The sequence below is a fragment of the Enterobacter sp. ZOR0014 genome (assembly GCF_000798855.1).
In the GTDB taxonomy this organism is placed as follows: domain Bacteria; phylum Pseudomonadota; class Gammaproteobacteria; order Enterobacterales; family Enterobacteriaceae; genus Enterobacter; species Enterobacter kobei.
On the sequence record NZ_JTLF01000335.1, the window covers coordinates 17,817 to 32,562 of the forward strand.

13 protein-coding genes are annotated in these 14,746 nt (G+C 55.8%); 8 read left to right on the forward strand and 5 right to left on the reverse strand.

The window, feature by feature from the left end:
- Positions 1–13 precede the first annotated feature (13 nt).
- A complete protein-coding gene (gene sltY, locus L977_RS19010) occupies positions 14–1,951 on the reverse strand; it encodes a murein transglycosylase (RefSeq protein ID WP_023332044.1) in 1,938 nt (645 codons plus the stop codon).
- 227 nt (positions 1,952–2,178) lie between these two features.
- Here sltY and ettA point away from each other — a divergent pair, with 227 nt between their 5' ends.
- Positions 2,179–3,846, forward strand: coding sequence for an energy-dependent translational throttle protein EttA (gene ettA, locus L977_RS19015; protein ID WP_014882470.1), 1,668 nt, complete (start codon positions 2,179–2,181; stop codon positions 3,844–3,846).
- Positions 3,847–3,972: 126 nt separating this feature from the next.
- Here ettA and L977_RS19020 read toward each other — a convergent pair whose 3' ends face one another.
- Positions 3,973–4,872 (reverse strand): LysR family transcriptional regulator, encoded by a 900-nt coding sequence (locus L977_RS19020; RefSeq protein WP_047626593.1) that lies wholly within the window; start codon positions 4,870–4,872, stop codon positions 3,973–3,975.
- Between the two features lie 109 nt (positions 4,873–4,981).
- Between L977_RS19020 and L977_RS19025 the strand changes: the two genes are divergently transcribed.
- The gene (locus L977_RS19025; RefSeq protein WP_032637538.1) at positions 4,982–5,983 is read left to right on the forward strand and encodes a zinc-binding alcohol dehydrogenase family protein; all 1,002 of its coding nucleotides are present in this window, start codon (positions 4,982–4,984) and stop codon (positions 5,981–5,983) included.
- 42 nt (positions 5,984–6,025) lie between these two features.
- Here the strand turns inward: L977_RS19025 and nadR are convergent, their stop codons facing one another.
- The 3 genes from nadR to serB form a co-directional block, all read right to left on the reverse strand.
- Complete coding sequence (gene nadR / locus L977_RS19030) at positions 6,026–7,258, reverse strand: multifunctional transcriptional regulator/nicotinamide-nucleotide adenylyltransferase/ribosylnicotinamide kinase NadR (RefSeq protein WP_047626595.1); 1,233 nt, start codon at positions 7,256–7,258, stop codon at positions 6,026–6,028.
- A gap of 35 nt (positions 7,259–7,293) precedes the next feature.
- The gene (radA, locus tag L977_RS19035; RefSeq protein WP_014882467.1) at positions 7,294–8,679 is read right to left on the reverse strand and encodes a DNA repair protein RadA; all 1,386 of its coding nucleotides are present in this window, start codon (positions 8,677–8,679) and stop codon (positions 7,294–7,296) included.
- Between the two features lie 74 nt (positions 8,680–8,753).
- The gene (serB, locus tag L977_RS19040) at positions 8,754–9,722 is read right to left on the reverse strand and encodes a phosphoserine phosphatase (RefSeq protein ID WP_008502066.1); all 969 of its coding nucleotides are present in this window, start codon (positions 9,720–9,722) and stop codon (positions 8,754–8,756) included.
- A 117-nt stretch (positions 9,723–9,839) separates the two neighbouring features.
- Here serB and L977_RS19045 point away from each other — a divergent pair, with 117 nt between their 5' ends.
- The 6 genes from L977_RS19045 to L977_RS19070 all read left to right on the forward strand — a co-directional run.
- Positions 9,840–10,484, forward strand: coding sequence for a YtjB family periplasmic protein (locus L977_RS19045; protein WP_014882466.1), 645 nt, complete (start codon positions 9,840–9,842; stop codon positions 10,482–10,484).
- 39 nt (positions 10,485–10,523) lie between these two features.
- Positions 10,524–11,540, forward strand: coding sequence for a lipoate--protein ligase LplA (gene lplA / locus L977_RS19050; protein ID WP_047626596.1), 1,017 nt, complete (start codon positions 10,524–10,526; stop codon positions 11,538–11,540).
- Between the two features lie 234 nt (positions 11,541–11,774).
- Complete coding sequence (locus L977_RS19055; RefSeq protein WP_014882464.1) at positions 11,775–12,485, forward strand: DUF1120 domain-containing protein; 711 nt, start codon at positions 11,775–11,777, stop codon at positions 12,483–12,485.
- A 239-nt stretch (positions 12,486–12,724) separates the two neighbouring features.
- A complete protein-coding gene (locus L977_RS19060) occupies positions 12,725–13,441 on the forward strand; it encodes a DUF1120 domain-containing protein (protein ID WP_014882463.1) in 717 nt (238 codons plus the stop codon).
- Between the two features lie 69 nt (positions 13,442–13,510).
- Positions 13,511–14,212 (forward strand): fimbria/pilus chaperone family protein, encoded by a 702-nt coding sequence (locus L977_RS19065; RefSeq protein WP_023332040.1) that lies wholly within the window; start codon positions 13,511–13,513, stop codon positions 14,210–14,212.
- 18 nt (positions 14,213–14,230) lie between these two features.
- Positions 14,231–14,746 (forward strand): FimD/PapC N-terminal domain-containing protein (locus tag L977_RS19070; protein ID WP_331423890.1); only part of this gene is annotated, 516 nt, incomplete at its 3' end.

Below are 14,746 nucleotides of genomic sequence, written 5' to 3' on the forward strand. Positions count from 1 at the left end.
CAACCCACGCCGATCAGTAACGTCTCTGCCACTCGGCATCGCTCATCAGGGTATCTTTCTGCCCCATGAAGTAGCGATAGTAAGCATCGTACGCCAGCACGTTCTTCACATAACCGCGCGTTTCTGAGAAAGGAATGCTCTCCACAAACGCCACGGCATCAATGCGTCCGGCGCTGTTGCCGAGCCAGGTACGCACGCGCCCCGGCCCCGCGTTATACGCCGCCGAAGAGAAAATGCGGTTATTGCCAAACTGCTGATAAACATACTGCAGATAGCTGGTACCGATGTTGATGTTGGTATCCGGATCGAGAAGCTGTGAGGGGCTACTGTACCCGGGAATGTTAAACATCTTCACCGTATGGGTCGCCGTTCCCGGCATAATTTGCATCAGACCGCTGGCCCCCACCGGGGAGCGGACTTTCGGATTCCAGGCACTCTCCTGACGGGCAATCGCCATCGCGTAACTTTGCGGGATATCTTTGCCGCTGGTGTAGCGTTCGAAAAGATCGTTGTACGCCAGCGGGAAACGCTCTTCAAGATGATCCCAAAGCTTACCGGCGATCGTCGCCTGCACGCTCAGATCCCACCAGTGGTTATCAAACGCATAGCGGGCAAGCTGGGCTTTCTCGTCGGTGGTGCGACTGGTTACCAGATTCGCCCACTCGCTGCGCGCGGTATTGTCCATATTCCAGTACATCAGCTCGCGCACGCGCGCCATCTCTGGCCCCTGCGTCAGCGCCGGGTTCGCATTCGCGGGCGCTTTATCAATGCGGAAGGTATACTCCTCGCCCAGGCGCTGCGCGGCCACCATCGGGTAGAAGCCGCGCTGCTGCATCAGGCCGTGGAGGATCTCTTTGGCTTCATCATCACGACCGCGCTCCATCAGCAGATCGGCCTGCCAGTAGCGCCATTCATCTTTCTCTTTGGCGTCCATCGGCAAACGTGCGAGCCAGGTATTCAGCCCCCGGCGATCGCCGGTGCCCAGCGCCATGCGCACGCGGCGCTCCACCAGCGACGTGGAGTTCGAACGCATAATGGCATCATCTCGCCAGCGTGCCTGTTCGTCGGTCACATCCGTGCCCATCAGTCGCCACGCCACGATGTCACGCAGCTCCTGGGTTTGATCGTCATTCAGCTGCTGAGCCTGCACCAGCTGCGGGATCATCAGCCGGGCGTTTTCCACATCGTCGCGCGCCACGCTGGCAAAAGCCACCGCCGCCATCTGACGGGTAAAGTCGGTCGCGCCCGTGCTGCGGGCAAAGGTCAGGACGCTGTTCGGATCGTTTGCCAGCGCGATAACGGCCGTAGAGATCGTCTGATAATCGGAGGGCATCTGGCCCGCCAGTGCGGTCACCAGGCGCGTGTTGCCGGCTTTCATCGCCAGGCGAATACGCTCAAGATAGGCCAGCGGATCCTGCTTGCCGGAGGCTCGCCACGCGCCAAACAGCGAATCACAGGCATTCGGCTGGCTTTTGCCGGTCAGCCAAAGATCCTTCGCCCCGGCCCAGGCCTCTTCCTGCTGTCCGGTCGCCCATTTCGCATAGTAGTAGTTACATTGCGCTTCGGTGGTATTCGGCTTATCGGGGCTAAACGCCAGCAGCCCGCGCCAGTCTTCGCGACGCGCCAGTTCATTCACAAAACGAGATTGCAGGGTTCGCGCAGGCGGCAGGGTCGGGTTCGCCTGAATGAAATTATTCACGGTGACGGTCGGCTGGTTCATGAGATCGTCAGTGATCTGGCGATACTCCAGATACGGATACAGCGGATAATCCTTCAGCGTCGGCATCAGCGCCTGCACGGTATCCATCTGCTTATTGTCCCACGCCTGTTTAATCTGGGCGTAGCGATTACGTTGTTCATCCAGTGAATCGGCATGCACCGCCTGGCTTACCGCCATTACGCATACGCTGGCAGCCAGCAGACGCCAGACCACCTGTTTGGCTTTTTCCACAAGCTCTTCCCCATTGTTTTTTCGTCAATTGCAGCGTCTTGCCACGTCAAAGTCACACCAACTTATGCTAACCAGGCATCCTGCAACGCGCCACGTTATGGACACTTTTTTACCTTTCTTGCGCGTTTTAACACTCCCGACGTTCCTGGCTGGGATTAGGGCGTGAAAAAGGCTACACTTCGAGGCTGAAATTCCTTCTCATTACGATAAAAGAGGCGAAGTCCAACGTGGCTCAATTCGTTTATACCATGCATCGTGTCGGCAAAGTTGTCCCGCCGAAACGTCATATTCTTAAAAATATCTCGCTGAGCTTCTTCCCGGGCGCAAAAATTGGTGTTCTGGGTCTCAACGGTGCCGGTAAGTCCACCCTGCTGCGCATCATGGCCGGCATCGATACAGACATCGAAGGTGAAGCCCGTCCGCAGCCTGGCATCAAGATCGGCTACCTGCCGCAGGAACCTCAGCTGAACCCGGAACACACCGTTCGTGAATCCGTTGAAGAAGCGGTTTCCGAAGTGGTTAACGCCCTGAAAGGTCTGGATGAAGTGTATGCCAAATACGCCGAGCCGGATGCAGACTTCGACAAGCTGGCCGCTCAGCAGGGCAAGTTTGAAGAGATTATCCAGGCGCACGATGGTCATAACCTGAACGTGCAGCTGGAGCGCGCGGCCGATGCCCTGCGCCTGCCGGACTGGGATGCGAAAATCGCCAATCTTTCCGGGGGTGAACGCCGCCGCGTAGCGCTGTGCCGCCTGCTGCTGGAAAAACCAGACATGCTGCTGCTCGACGAACCCACCAACCACCTGGATGCGGAATCCGTGGCGTGGCTGGAACGCTTCCTGCACGACTTCGAAGGCACCGTGGTGGCAATTACCCACGACCGTTACTTCCTCGACAACGTCGCAGGCTGGATCCTGGAGCTGGACCGCGGTGAAGGTATTCCATGGGAAGGTAACTACTCCTCCTGGCTGGAGCAGAAAGATCAGCGTCTGGCGCAGGAAGCTTCTCAGGAAGCCGCGCGTCGTAAGTCTATCGAGAAAGAGCTGGAGTGGGTTCGTCAGGGTGCTAAAGGCCGTCAGTCTAAGGGCAAAGCCCGTCTGGCACGCTTTGAAGAGCTGAACAACACCGAATACCAGAAACGTAACGAGACCAACGAACTGTTTATTCCGCCTGGAGCACGTCTGGGGGATAAAGTGGTTGAAGTCACCAATCTGCGTAAGTCATACGGCGATCGCCTGCTGATTGACGATCTGACCTTCTCCGTACCAAAAGGGGCTATCGTCGGGATCATCGGTCCGAACGGCGCGGGTAAATCGACGCTGTTCCGCATGATGTCCGGTCAGGAGCAGCCTGACAGCGGCTCTATCACCCTGGGTGAAACCGTGAAGCTGGCGTCCGTTGACCAGTTCCGTGACGCGATGGATAACAGCAAAACCGTGTGGGAAGAAGTGTCCGGCGGTCTGGATATTATGCGTATCGGCAACACCGAGATGCCAAGCCGCGCTTACGTTGGCCGCTTCAACTTCAAAGGCACCGACCAGGGCAAACGCGTGGGCGAGCTGTCCGGCGGTGAGCGCGGTCGTCTGCACCTGGCGAAGCTGCTGCAGGTTGGCGGTAACGTACTGCTGCTCGATGAACCGACCAACGACCTGGACATCGAAACCCTGCGCGCGCTGGAAAACGCCCTGCTGGAGTTCCCGGGCTGCGCGATGGTTATCTCGCACGACCGTTGGTTCCTTGACCGTATCGCGACCCACATTCTGGACTACCAGGATGAAGGGAAAGTGGAGTTCTTCGAAGGTAACTTCACCGAATACGAAGAGTACAAGAAACGCACGCTGGGCGCTGACGCGCTGGAGCCGAAGCGTATTAAGTACAAGCGTATTGCGAAATAAAAGCAAAACGGCAACTTCGGTTGCCGTTTTTAGTATTTGTTCCCTATCCCCGTGGGAGAGGGCCAGGTGAGGGCATCAGGCCGTACAGTTCGTAGGCCGGGTAAGCGTCAGCGCCACCCGGCTTTTTTATTTGTCCACGTAATACCGCTTCACCTCGTCAAACTGTATCGCAAAGTCGATATAGCTCATCAGCGCAGGCGAGTTCAGCTTGCGGCTCGGATAAGCCAGCCACAAATCATTCCCCTCGACGTTCCATTCAGGCAGCACCTTCACCAGCGCCCCTGTCTCAATCTTATCTTCCAGAAGAAAGGCGGGTAATAGCGTGATCCCGGCGCCAGCAATCGCACATTCACGGGCGTACACCAGGTTATCCGTCATGTGGGCGTTATCCGGCAGGTAGCGGTAATCCTCACTCGCGCTTCGCAGCAGCCACTCAGACCAGGCTTTGTGGGTAATGCAGCGGTGCTCCACCAGCTGGCGGGGATGGATTAACGACTCCCGACGCGCCAGATAGTCGGGTGAAGCCAGCATATAGCGCGGACAATGTCCGATCATCCGGCCAATCAGGGAGGAGTCCTGCGGCTTACCGGTACGCAGCGCCACGTCAAAGCCGGACTCGACCAGATCCACCACATCATCAGAGATCGACACGTCCAGCGACACGTCAGGATAGCGAAGCTGGAATTCGGCATTCATATGCGCCAGCAGCGTCGCACCAATTCCCGCCGGGCAGGTGATGCGCAGCCGCCCGCTCGGGTTTTCGCGTAGCCGCTGAATGGCATACTCCGCCCGCTCGCTGGCCGCCAGCATTTCGCGACAGTGCACCAGATAATGCTCGCCTGCAAAAGTCAGGCTGATTCTGCGCGTCGTGCGGTTGAGCAGGCGTATTCCTACCTGCTGCTCCAGCTGGCTTATTCGCTGGCTGACGCTGGATTTTGGCAGTTCAGCCTTCTGTGCCGCAGCAGTAAAGCTACCCATCTCCGCCACCAGCGCAAACAGCGCCATATCCTGAAGCTGTTTAAACATGATTGTTCATCCTGTGAGAACACTTCGTTCTTGATTGTCCATCTTATCATGCAGCTGATCACTTAATAGACTAGCCTCAATAAAACGCATGCCATTGAGGAGTCCATCCATGTCAGTTAAAGCCATTGCCGTTAATCCTGCGAATCCCGGCACGTTCATTGAAATCGCCCCGCCGATGCCGCAGCCCGGCGAGCACGATCTGCTTGTTGAAGTGAAAGCTGTGTCTGTTAACCCGGTCGACACCAAGGTGCATGCAGGCATTGTCAAAAACGGGCTGAACGAGCCGCGCATTCTCGGGTGGGATGCCAGCGGTATCGTTAAAGCCGTGGGCGCGGCCGTTACGGGATTTAAACCCGGTGACGAAGTGTGGTACGCAGGGGATATCACTCGTCCGGGCAGCAATACCACCCATCAGCTGATCGATGCGCGTATTGTCGGGCACAAACCTGCCAGCCTTGGCTGGGCAGCAGCAGCCGCATTGCCGTTGACCGCGCTGACCGCCTGGGAAGGGTTGTTCGAACGGCTGAACATTCAGGATGCGGACGCGGATAAAACGCTGTTGATTATTGGCGGCGCGGGCGGCGTGGGCTCGCTGGCGATCCCGTTTGCAAAGCACAACAGCAAGGTGAACATCATCGCGACAGCATCAAGAGAAGATTCCGCCCGGTGGTGCCGCGAGCGCGGTGCGGATCGGGTCGTGAACTACCGCGACCTGAAAGGTGAGCTGGCAAAACAGGGTATCACTTATGTGGATTACATTTTCATCCTCAATGACACCGACGGCCACTGGGATGCCGTCAGCGAACTGATCGCACCGCAGGGGCACATCTGCTCCATCGTTGAGAACGCGCATCCGCTGAACCAGGATAAGCTGAAATCGAAATCCGCCGCCCTGCACTGGGAGTTTATGTACACCCGCAGCATGTACCAGACCGCTGATATGGCGCGTCAGGGTGAGATCTTAAACGAGGTTGCAAAGCTGGTGGACAACGGCGTGGTGGAAAGCTCGCTCAGCGAAACGCTTCACGGATTGAGCGTGGAAAGCATTACCGAGGCGCACCGCAAAGTGCTGGAGGGACATATGCGAGGGAAAGTAGTGGTTGCGTTCTGAAGGCGCTGATGCCCTCTCCCACAGGGAGAGGGTGGTTAAAGCTTACCCTTGCTCCCCCATCATCTCCTTCACCAGCTCGACGCAGCGCAGGAAACGGGAGTCGTAGTCCGACTCTTCAACATGCACAAACTCAACGTTGTTTTCGTTGAGCATCTCCACCAGCATGGACTGGAACTCGCGCCTGTCTACGGAGCTGCCGAGGCTGCGCATGCCATCAGCGACCCATGGCGTGTTGTTTTCCAGCAGGATCACCAGGTCAAAGCGGTATTCGTCAATCAGCGCCTGCACGAACGGGTGCTCGCGCCCTTCGTACTTTTTACAGAACGCCTGCGTGGTGACGAAATCGGTATCAATAAACGCCACTTTGTTGGCATATTTGACCGCAAAATCAATGTACTGGGCGTGGCCGAGCGCGATTTTATCGTAGTCGGAATACTGCAGCGCCATCTCGTCACCGCCGAGGTGCGAGAAAACGTAATCGCGGCCATATTCCCACGCACTGGTCGTGTTGAAGATATTCGCCAGCTTATTAACGAGAGTGGATTTTCCGCTCGACTCACCGCCCAGGATCGCAACGGTACGTACAAAGAAGGGCTTTACCTCGGTCGGGATATAATCCCAGTAGCGGAACGGGTTTTCGCGGATCTGCGCCCCGCTGATGTTCATGAAGGTCCGTTTCGGATCGATCAGCACCGTCTCGATGCCCAGATGCTCGCGGAACTGCGGCGCGTCGGACTCTTCAGAGGTGTAGATCCAGTTAGGCGCAATGCCCTTCTCTTCCATAAACGCTTTGATGCCGTTGCTCCACACGTCCCAGCCGTGCGGATAGGGCTCCATGCCCTCTTCGTTAAAAGCATGAATGCGAATGTTTTTCTGGTACTTAAAGGTCTGGAGCAGCCAGCGCAGGCGGTCAGGCACCGTCGGCTGCTGCGACATGGCGCTGTCCTCGAACAGCAGGCGGTCACGGGTTTCATCGTACCCCATAATGATGTGCAGCTCGTCCACCTGGCTACAGGCGCGCTGAATCAGGTAGATGTGACCAGTATGCAGCGGGTAAAACTTGCCAAACACCACGCCGATGTTCTTTTGCATACGGGGAAATTCAAGTCCCAGGAAACGGTGCAGCGCTTCGAGCTTCTGCGCGCTGGGGCTTTTGATTTTGGCGTTCAGCAGCTGGCTTAAATAGCCTTTGGTCATACCGCTGGCGTCCGCCACCTGCTGCAACGTGCAGCCTTTCTGGCGGATTGCGGTTTTGATGTAGTCAAATGATGACATAAATTACGGTGCCTCCTGCAAAATCGAATACGTAATTATAAGTCGTCAAAGACATTTAACGCATCTGCGAGTTTTTTAACGCCAAAAACCTGCATCCCTTCCGGGATTTTTTTCGGCACGTTAGCGGCGGGCACAATCGCGCGGCGGAAGCCGTGTTTTGCCGCTTCGGAGATACGCTCCTGGCCGCTCGGCACCGGTCGGATCTCTCCTGCCAGGCCAACCTCGCCAAACACCACCAGATCCTGCGGCAGCGGCCTGTCGCGCAGGCTGGAGACCATCGCCAGCAGCAACGCCAGGTCCGCGCTGGTTTCCGAGACCTTCACCCCGCCCACCACGTTCACGAAGACGTCCTGATCCGCCATCTGCAGACCACCGTGACGGTGCAGCACCGCCAGCAGGATCGCCAGACGGTTCTGTTCCAGACCCACCGCCACGCGACGCGGGTTGCCCATCATCGAGTGATCCACCAACGCCTGGATTTCAACCAGCAGCGGGCGCGTTCCTTCCCATAGCACCATGACCGAACTGCCGGAGGTGACTTCGTCGCCACGGCTCAGGAAGATGGCCGACGGGTTGCTGACTTCACGCAGCCCCTGCTCCGTCATGGCAAAAACACCTAATTCATTCACCGCGCCAAAACGGTTTTTATGGCTGCGCAGGGTGCGGAAGCGGGAATCCGCGTCGCCGTCGAGCATCACCGAGCAGTCGATACAGTGTTCGAGCACTTTTGGCCCGGCCAGGGAACCGTCTTTCGTCACATGGCCGACCATCACAATCGCCACGCCGCGCGTTTTGGCGAAGCGTGTCAGGTAGGCCGCGGTTTCGCGCACCTGCGCCACGCTGCCCGGCGAGGACTGAATGTCCGCCATGTGCATCACCTGAATGGAGTCGATCACCATCAGCTTCGGCTGCTCTTCTTCGGCGATCATGCAGATCTGCTCAATGCTGGTTTCCGACAGCATATTCAGGTTGCCGGTTGGCAGGCCCAGGCGGTGCGCACGCATCGCCACCTGCTGGAGTGATTCTTCCCCCGTGACGTACAGGGTTTTCATCTGCTCGGCGAGCTTACAAAGCGTTTGCAGCAGCAGGGTCGATTTACCCGCCCCGGGGTTACCGCCGATCAGAATCGCACTGCCCGGCACCACGCCGCCGCCGAGCACGCGGTCAAACTCTTTGAACCCGGTGGAGAAGCGCGGTAACGCTTCCAGGCTGATGTCTGAAAGCTTTTGCACCTTCGACACGCCTGCATTGCCCGCATAGCCGCTCAGGCGTTCATTGCGGGCCACACTCGGCGAAGCCGCCACACCACGCACTTCGGTGATGGTGTTCCAGGCATGACAGGCGCTGCATTGCCCCTGCCAGCGCGGATAATCCGCACCACATTCATTACAGACAAATGCGCGTTTTGGAGCTTTCGCCACGGTGTACCTCGTTATTTCTGTGCGGACTGCGTGCCGGGTAGCGCTTACGCTTACCCGGCCTACAAAGCAGACCGTTATTTCTGATTAAGGCTGCCAGAAAGGATGCAGAACACCCCCATCAGGTCAGCATGACGGATAGTCACTTCCGTCTTTTCGTTCACTTTTGGCTTGGCATGGTAGGCAATGCCAAGACCAGCAGCTTTGATCATCGGCAGGTCGTTCGCGCCGTCCCCGATGGCGACGGTCTGGACCACCGGGATTTCATATTTTTCGGCCAGACGGGTCAGGGTGTTAGCTTTGTACTGCGCATCCACGATGTCGCCAATCACCTGTCCGGTCAGCTTGCCGTCCATAATTTCCAGTTCGTTGGCCACCACGGTGGTCAAATGCAGTTTCTCGCGCAGATAATCCGCGAAGAAGGTGAAGCCACCGGAGGCAATCGCCACCTTCCAGCCAAGGGACTGCAGCTTCAGCACCAGTTGCGTCAGTCCTGGCATCAGCGGCAGCACATCACGCACCTGGCGCAGGATGTTAGCATCGGCCCCTTTCAGGGTCGCCACGCGCTGTCTCAGGCTGGCGGTGAAATCCAGCTCGCCGCGCATCGCACGTTCAGTGACTTCCGCCACCAGCTCACCGCTGCCTGCCAGTTTAGCAATCTCGTCAATACACTCGATCTGAATAGCGGTGGAGTCCATGTCCATGACCAGCAGACCCGGCGTTTTCAGGTGCGGAATTTTACCGAGCGGGGCAACGTCCAGCCCTGCGTCATGCGCCAGACGCGTGGCACGCTGCGTCAGAGAACCCGCCAGGCGGATAACCTGGTAATCTTCTACGCACCAGGCGGCGACGATGACCATTGCCGCACCCAGTTTGGTTTGATACTGGGTCAGGCGTTGCTTATCCAGGCCGCGTCCATACAGCAGCCAGCCGCTACGGCCAGCGTGGTAATCCAGAGGCATCACCTCATCGCCACTTAACGAGAGCGGCAATCCTGGCCATAAAGAGACATCCGTTGGCAGGTCACACCAGGTAATGTTCGGCATCAAAGCTCCTGTAATTTCGTTCGCGCCGGAAGGTTCCAGAGGGAAAATAACGCATGAGGCTACCCTGTAACCATCACTTCTGGCAACATTAAGCCCTAAATTTTCAGCAGGTGGAATATGGCTCGCGCAAAACTGAAATTCCGGCTTCATCGCGCCGTGATTGTCCTTTCCTGTCTCGCACTGTTAGTGGCATTGATGCAAGGGGCATCGTGGTTTAGCCAGAATCATCAACGGCAGCGTAACCCGCAGTTTGAAGAGCTGGCCCGTACGCTGGCGCGTCAGGTGACCCTTAACGTCGCCCCCTATATGCGCACCGAGACGCCGGACGATAAGCGCATCGGCCAGATCCTGCGTCAGCTTACGGAAAACAGCCGCATTCTCGATGCGGGCGTGTACGATGAAAAAGGCGACCTGATTGCCCGCGCCGGTGAGCACGTCGACGTGCGCGACAGGCTGGCGCTGGACGGCAAAAAAGCCGGAGGCTATTTCAACCAGCAGCTCGTCGAACCTGTTCAGGGAAAAAATGGCCCGCTGGGCTATCTGCGCCTGACGCTCGACACTCACACCCTGCCGACCGAAGCCAAGCAGGTGGATAACACCACCAATATTCTGCGCCTGATGTTATTACTCTCACTGGCGATTGGCGTGGTGCTGGCGCGCACGCTGCTGCAGGGTAAGCGCACCCGATGGCAACAGTCGCCGTTCCTGCTGACCGCCAGCAAGTCGGTTCCGGAAGACGAAGAGAGCGAGAAGAAAGAATAGTGATAAAGTAGGCGGAGGATATGGAAAAGGAACTCTGCCATGACGACGTTACGCCTGCTTATCTCTGACTCTTACGATCCCTGGTTTAATCTCGCGGTGGAAGAGTGCATCTTCCGCCAGATGCCCGCCACCCAGCGCGTACTGTTTCTCTGGCGCAATGCCGACACGGTGGTGATTGGCCGCGCGCAAAACCCGTGGAAAGAGTGCAACACCCGCCGCATGGAAGAGGACCACGTCCGCCTGGCGCGCCGCAGCAGCGGCGGTGGAGCCGTGTTTCACGATCTGGGCAACACTTGCTTTACCTTTATGGTAGGCAAGCCGGAATACGACAAAAGCATCTCTACGTCGATTGTGCTGAACGCGCTGAATGCGCTCGGCGTAACCGCAGAGGCGTCAGGCCGGAACGATCTGGTCGTCAAGACCCCCGAGGGCGACCGGAAGGTCTCCGGCTCAGCCTATCGCGAAACAATGGATCGCGGGTTCCACCACGGCACTCTGCTGCTGAATGCCGATCTCAGCCGGCTGGCTAACTACCTCAATCCTGACAAGAAAAAGTTACAGGCTAAGGGCATTACCTCCGTACGCGGCCGCGTGGCGAATCTGGTGGAGCTTCTGCCGGGTATTACTCACGAGCAGATTTGCGACGCGATCCGTGAGGCCTTCTTTTCGCACTACGGCGAGCGTGTGGAGGCGGAAGTGATTTCCCCTGATAAAACGCCTGACCTGCCCAACTTCGCTGAAACCTTTGCCCGCCAGAGCAGCTGGGAGTGGAACTTCGGCCAGGCACCGGCGTTTTCACATCTGCTGGATGAACGTTTTACCTGGGGCGGCGTGGAGCTGCACTTTGACGTGGAGAAAGGTCATATTACCCGCACACAAATTTTTACGGATAGTCTTAACCCGGCACCGCTGGAAGCGTTGGCGTCACGCCTGCAGGGCTGTGTATACCGTCCCGATATGCTGCAACATGTGTGCGACGGGTTGCTTGAACATTACCCGGAACAAGAGCGGGAACTCCGAGAATTATCGGCGTGGATTGCTCAGGCGATAAAATAATTCTCGCCCCCGGTTAAGAAGAGAAAACAGCTTCCTCCGTTGTTATCCTGCCGGAATGTGTAAATACAACCGTGAATGTATTTACACATTTTAATAAAACTCAATTCAGAGATTAGAAATACTCATTACAGAAATAACAATAACCATTAATAGAATCCCTGCGCTTGCATTTCAGCAAGTTAATGACTTCACGGAAATTTATACATTTATTTTATTAATGGTTAAGGAATAACAATGAAAAAGCTTCTTCTCGCAACGCTGATTGCGATGACCTCTTCGGCTGCATTCGCCGAAGGCAGCATCGTCATGAAGGTTCAGGGCAAGATGAACCATGCATCCTGTACGCCGGAACTCAGTAACGGCGGATCGATTGATTTTGGCACAATCGCGCTGGACCAGCTTTCTCCAACCCAGACCAACCAGATGGGTCATAAAGATATGTCTCTGACGATCAATTGCCCGTCAGCGACTAAAGTGGCATGGAGTATTGCTGATAACAAAGAAGATTCCAATGCGGCGACCTACCTGAACTCCAGCGAGTTTTACATTCGTGACGCCACAGACAATGGTGGGGACGTTTACGGTTCAGGTACCACCTACGGCGTAGGTACCACCGCTGCTGGCGATAAAATTGGCGCCTATGCAATCAGTACCCGCATCAATGAGATCACCGCTAACGGTGTGCCTGCTCAGGCGATCTTTGCGCCAAACTTCCTCAACAGCAAAGGCGAATATATGTGGCGTAACCTGGCCACCGGTGTGATTGCCAACGGTAACGCCGAGATCATGACCGCTACCAGACCAGGTTATACCGCACCGCTGGCCATCACCAGCGTTGTCTACCCGTTCAAAGTCTCTCTGGCCATTGTTAACACTGACCGTCTGACCACCACTGACGAAGCGCAGCTGAGCGGCGAAACCACCATCACTCTGGTTTATCTCTAACAGATAAAAACGCGTGACTCAACGGCGGATATTTCCGCCGTTTCTGCATAAAACATACGTTCAGAAATGTTTAATCGACATTATAAAATCTCAATACTGTCGTAAGAAAATCTAACTATTTAATGCGTTGATTCGTTAATAGAATCGGCCGCGACTCTTATGCCAGAAATTATCTTTTGGCAAGATTCATTTAAATTAAAAATATCCGAATTATCTCTTTCTATGGTTAAGGAATAACAATGAAAAAGTGCCTTCTCGCCACCGTTATGATGATGGCGGCGACAGCAGTTTATGCCGAACCTACTGCAATGTTAAAAGTTCACGGTACGCTGACCAGCGCAGGCTGCGTTCCTGAAATTAGCAACGGCGGCGTGGCCGATTTTGGCGAAGTGGGTCTGGACTCACTCTCCTCCGGTGTGGCTTATCAGGCTGGGCATAAAGATGTCACTCTGACCATCACATGTCAGTCTGCGACCCGCGTCGGCTGGACAATCAAAGATGACCGCAAAGACTCAAACGCGGGCGCACATAAAACGTCAAGCGAGTTCCATGTGGATAACGCTACCGCAAGCGGCGCACAGGCATACGGCGATTACCAGCTCAACGGTGTCGGAAAAACCAGCGCTGGCGAAAGTATCGGTGCCTATTCAGTTTCAACTTACATGAACGCGGTCACTGCTGACGGTGCAACCGTTCAGCCTATCGCCGCAGCGATGTATACCGGCGGTACCATCAGCAGCAGAAGCTGGATCAACCTGTGGGCCACCGGCATCCTCACTAACGATGGTACCGACGTCATGACCGTTGCCAAAACCGGCGAACGCGCTCCGCTGGCCTTCACGACGGCGGCCTTCCCTCTGAAGATCGCGCTGGCGATTGCGCCAAGCAAAAATCTGACCCTGACTGACAGGACCGACCTGGACGGTCAGTCCACAATCACGCTGGTTTATCTGTAACCCGTATTCACGACGCCAAACTCCCCGCTCAGGCGGGGAGTTTTAACCCATTGTTCAATATCAATATTCATGGAAAGAATTGTGAAAATTTCCCCTTTGGTCTGCGCTCTTTTTCTCACCCTTCCAGCGACAGTCTATGCTGCAGGCATGGTGCCAGAAACCACACTGCTGATGATTGATGAAGCCAACCACGGCGGTGTCATGAGTGTGAAAAACACGGACTCCATCCCCACTCTGCTTTATACCTCCATTAACGACATCGAGGGGGAGAATGGGGTCAAGCTCAACGTCACTCAGCCGGTTGTACGCCTTGAGCCAGGCCAGGAACAGCAGGTGCGCTTTATTCTTGAAACCAAAGAACCGCTGACCGTTGAACATTATAAACGCGTGATCTTTGAAGGCATTCCGCCTAAAACCAAAGATAAAAACGTTAAAGTCGGTATCAATCTTCGTCAGGATTTACCGGTGTTGATCCATCCTAAAAATCTTCCTGTTGTCACGGATGCATGGAAATTACTGACCTGGTCCGTACAAGAGAAAGAGGTTCAGGTCCGTAATACCTCGCCGTACGTTGTACGTTTTTCCACATCAGTGACGCTACTGCCTTCCCACACCGAGGGAGTGGTTAATAAAACCTTTATCCTGCCGGGTGAGACCATGAAGGTGCAGACAAATACCCCGATCGGTAGCGGCGATAATGCCGTCGAGTTCAACCCTGCCAGTCGCTACGGGATTGAAGTGGACAAGTACACTGCCGCGCTTACACGCTGATATCACAGGGAATTTTTAGTGATACCGCGCGCTTTGCAAAACACGATGCGTCGAACAGCAGTGGCGGTCGCTTTTCTGCCGTTGTCGGCGCTGCATGCATCCGATCTGGATTTCAATACCGATATACTGGCCTCGCGGGGAATCAGTACTAATCTCGCCCATTACTTCTCTGATGCACAACGCTACCTGCCCGGCCAGCATGCCGTGCAGGTCAAAATTAACGGCGTTGAGAAGGGGAGCCTGGCCATTCGGGTTGGAGAAGAAGGGCAGCTTTGCATTGATGATGACTTCACCCGTGCTGCTGGCCTTCTGCCATTGAATATCGGCGAAAAAGAGAAATGTCATAACCTGCTGAAAGATTACCCTTCCGCGACGGTAACGCTTCTACCGAATACCGAATCACTGGAGATTTTCGTTCCCGCAGAGGCAATGGACACTGGATTTTATGCCGCGAAATATTACTCGCACGGCGGTGTTGCGGGCTTAATCAACTATAGCGCCTTCAGTAACATTAACGAGTACGGCTCGGGCGGG